3 protein-coding genes are annotated in these 3,193 nt (G+C 65.6%); all 3 read right to left on the bottom strand.

Features of this window, described 5'->3' with window-relative positions:
• A partial coding sequence (locus JO059_RS19495; RefSeq protein WP_293321703.1) for a 3-carboxyethylcatechol 2,3-dioxygenase occupies nucleotides 1-824 on the bottom strand: 824 nt, incomplete at its 3' end.
• Nucleotides 772-2,511: a bifunctional 3-(3-hydroxy-phenyl)propionate/3-hydroxycinnamic acid hydroxylase gene (locus JO059_RS19490; protein ID WP_293321701.1), complete on the bottom strand. Its 1,740-nt coding sequence runs from the start codon at nucleotides 2,509-2,511 to the stop codon at nucleotides 772-774. The genes JO059_RS19495 and JO059_RS19490, both read right to left, overlap by 53 nt.
• Nucleotides 2,511-3,193, bottom strand: a 683-nt coding sequence (locus tag JO059_RS19485) for an alpha/beta fold hydrolase (RefSeq protein WP_293321699.1), incomplete at its 5' end; no start/stop codon positions are given. The genes JO059_RS19485 and JO059_RS19490, both read right to left, overlap by 1 nt.

Below are 3,193 nucleotides of genomic sequence, written 5' to 3'. Positions count from 1 at the left end.
TCCAACGCGGCGAAAGCGGCTAGCCAGGTTCTGATTTCCTGCGCCGAGGTCCCGCCCTCGTTGTCCACGAACGAATTCGACCAATGGTCGAGGTCCGCCAGCTTCCCGTCGTCGACGAGCTCGAGAAATCGGTGGTCCCACACCGGGTTGAGAGGTTTCAGGTCGCTGCCACCGCCCGCAAACTCTTTCGCCGCGTCAGCCGTTGCGGTTTCCCGGGCCTGCCGCTGCTCACGCGTCAGCGGCCGGCCGTCCACGATCCGCTCCCGCACGGCCGGAGAGGCGGTCGCCAGCATTGGCACCGGCGGGCTGTGGGACAGTCCGCCCGATCCGATCACCAACACCCGCTTGTCGAGGGTCGCCAGATAGGTGCCAACGGCGGTACCCAGTAACCGGCAACGATGCAACGGGCCCAGCGGCACACCGATCGCATTCACGAAGATCGGTATTGTTGGGCGCGCGGTGGCGTCCCCGAACAGCTTCTCCAGCGGCTGAACGGTGCCGTGGTCGACGTCCATGTCGGCCGACACCGCAACATCGACGCCCGAACCGAGCACGGCGGTCGCGCAGTCAGCCGCCAACGTCTGGGGCACATTGAGCGCACCGGCGTGGGTCCCGTAGTCGCCGATACCATTGGCGCGCAGACCGATACAGAACGGCGGCATCACCTTGTAGAAGAAGCCGTTGTAGTGATCCGGCGAGAAGATGACCACCAGCTCCGGGTCGTAGTCTTCGACGAATCTGCGCGCGTGCGCGATCGCGCCCTCGATGTCGTCAATCAGGTCCCGCGACTGCCCCGTAAGATTCAGGAGCGGGCTGTGCGACATGCAGCACAGAGCCAGAGTCACTTTGAGGATCACCCCCTCCCGACGTGAGGGCGAGGGCCTCCATCAGTGAGGCGCTCAACTCGGGCGCGAGTTGAGCGATGCAGGCGCCCGCGATGCATCGATCGGGACGCAGGAACAACACCGATTCCTGGTGGGTGTCGAACCAGGATTTGAGGGCTCCTCCGCTATCGCCAATCACCTCGACGTCCGGGTCATCGTGGCCCGTCCAGTGCAGCTGCGTTTGAGGACGCAGCGAAAAGAAGCGTGCCCCCAGGGCTTTCCAGCTTGCGAACGCTTCCTCACCGAGGATCTTGCGTGGGTTGTTGTTCCAACACAGCACGGCGAACCAATCACCCAGCACGTCGTCCAGCAGTACGCCGGACCGGTCGCGGGTGTCGACCCGGGGTTGGATGAACAGGGTGCCGACGGGACATGCGGTGCGCCGAGACCTGTTGGGGTTCCCGGAGTGCACAGTGGAGTGCGCAGGAGAGTGCACAACAGCACCCTGCTCGTAGCGCGGCATCGGCTTGAACCGCATCTCCAGCACATACCGCTTGAGCGACGGCACGACCGAAGCCGACCGGACGAGGACGTCGCGCGCGAGCGCGATCCTGCGGTCGGTGGGCGAAATCGCCCGGCCCACCATCGTGGAAAGGTCGATCATCGCTCTGGCATGCTTGCGCCGCTCGATGTCATACGTGTCCAGCAGGCGATCGTCGGCCCGGCCGGTCACCACCGCCGCGAGCTTCCACCCCAGGTTCGCCGCATCCCGGATACCGCTGTTGTAACCCTGCCCTTGCCACACCGGCATGAGATGCGCAGCATCCCCCGCCAGCAGCAGGCGGCCGCTACGGAAGGCCCCGGCGATGCGCGAGTGGTGGGTGTAGACCCGCCGCCGGATCACGTCTACCTTGTCGGGGTGCGGCACCATCCGCGAGAGCATTCGCGTCAGGAAGGCCGGATCCTCCGCCTGTTCATCGGACTCGTCGGCGTGAATCATGAACTCGAACCGGCGAATTCCGTGCGCGATCGAGATCGACGCGTAGGGACGTTCCGGGTCGGCGCCGACCTCGCTGTTGGGGTGGCCCAGCGGGTCATTGGCCACATCGACCACCAGCCAGCGCGTCGATGAAGTCGTCCCGTCGAACGACACGCCCATCATCCGGCGTGTCATGCTGCGTCCGCCGTCGCAGCCGACGACGTAGCGCGCCCGTACCCTGGCGGCGCCGCCGCAGTCGACCGTTACCAAGTCGTCGGTCTGCACGCAGGAAGTCATGGGACGGTTCCACCACACGTCGACGTGGCCGAACCTGTCCAGGCCGCGCAGCAATTCGGCGTCGACGAGCGGCTGCACGAAGCCGTTGCGCTTCGGCCAGCCGAAACGCGCATCGGGCGGAGCCATTTCGGCCAGGACGCGGCCCTTGGCGTCGAGGAAACGCAGAATCTGGTTGGGCACGGTGTGCGGCAAGATCTGTTCGACGAGCCCGATCGACTGGAAAGTACGCAACGCCTCGTCGTCCAGCCCGACGCCGCGCGGATAGTCGATGAGCGAGTCACGTTCGTCGACCACCAATGTCCGAACACCCCGCCCGCCAACGATATTGGCCAATGTCAGGCCGACCGGGCCCGCGCCGACCACCAGGACGTCGACGTCCATCTTCGGTGTGCCTTGCCCGACAGCGGCCATCAGCGCCCCAGCAGGAAGTCGAGATGCAGGCGATTGAACGTCTTGGCGTCCTCGTACTGGGGCCAGTGACCGCAGCCCGGCATCACCTCGAACCGCGCGTTGGGAATCATCGACGCGATCCGGCGGCCCTCAGTCACGTCGGCGGTCGGGTCGTCGCTTGTCCACAACACCAGTGTCGGCGCGCTGATCGCTGCATACTCGCCCGGCCCCAGTATGTTTCGCGCTCGAATGTCGGGATCCTGCAGCGCCATGATGTCGCGCATGGCATCGACGAAGCCCGGTTGGCGGTATATCCGTTGGCGGCTGGCGACCAAATCGTCGTATTCCTTCGACTTGTCGGCCATCAGCCACTTGATCCGCGCCTGAACCGTTTCCCACGACGGGTTTTCGGCTGCCGCCATCGACAGCGTGACGATGCGCTTCATCACCACGGGGTCAGCCTGCGATCCGCCGGCGGTGTTGAGCACCAGTCGGTCAACCACGTCCGGATGGTCGATGGCGGCTCTCGCGGCCACCCACCCGCCGAGCGATTCGCCGCTGAGGCAGGCGCGGTGGACTCCGATGGCGCGCAGCATGGCCGTCAGGTGCCCGACATAGTGGGCGATTTCGAGCGGGTGGCCCGGCTTGTCGGTGTAGCCGTGGCCGAGCATGTCGATCGACCAGGTGTAGAAGTGCTCAGCGT

The sequence above is a fragment of the Mycobacterium sp. genome (assembly GCF_019247615.1).
GTDB lineage: Bacteria > Actinomycetota > Actinomycetes > Mycobacteriales > Mycobacteriaceae > Mycobacterium.
Note: the sequence above shows the minus strand (reverse complement) of the source record. Positions and strands in the feature narration are given on the sequence as shown.

Coding starts and splice junctions, on each gene's coding strand:
- JO059_RS19490 (WP_293321701.1), bottom strand. CDS start 2,511: ATGGCCGCTGTCGGGCAAGGCACACCGAAGATGGACGTCGACGTCCTG.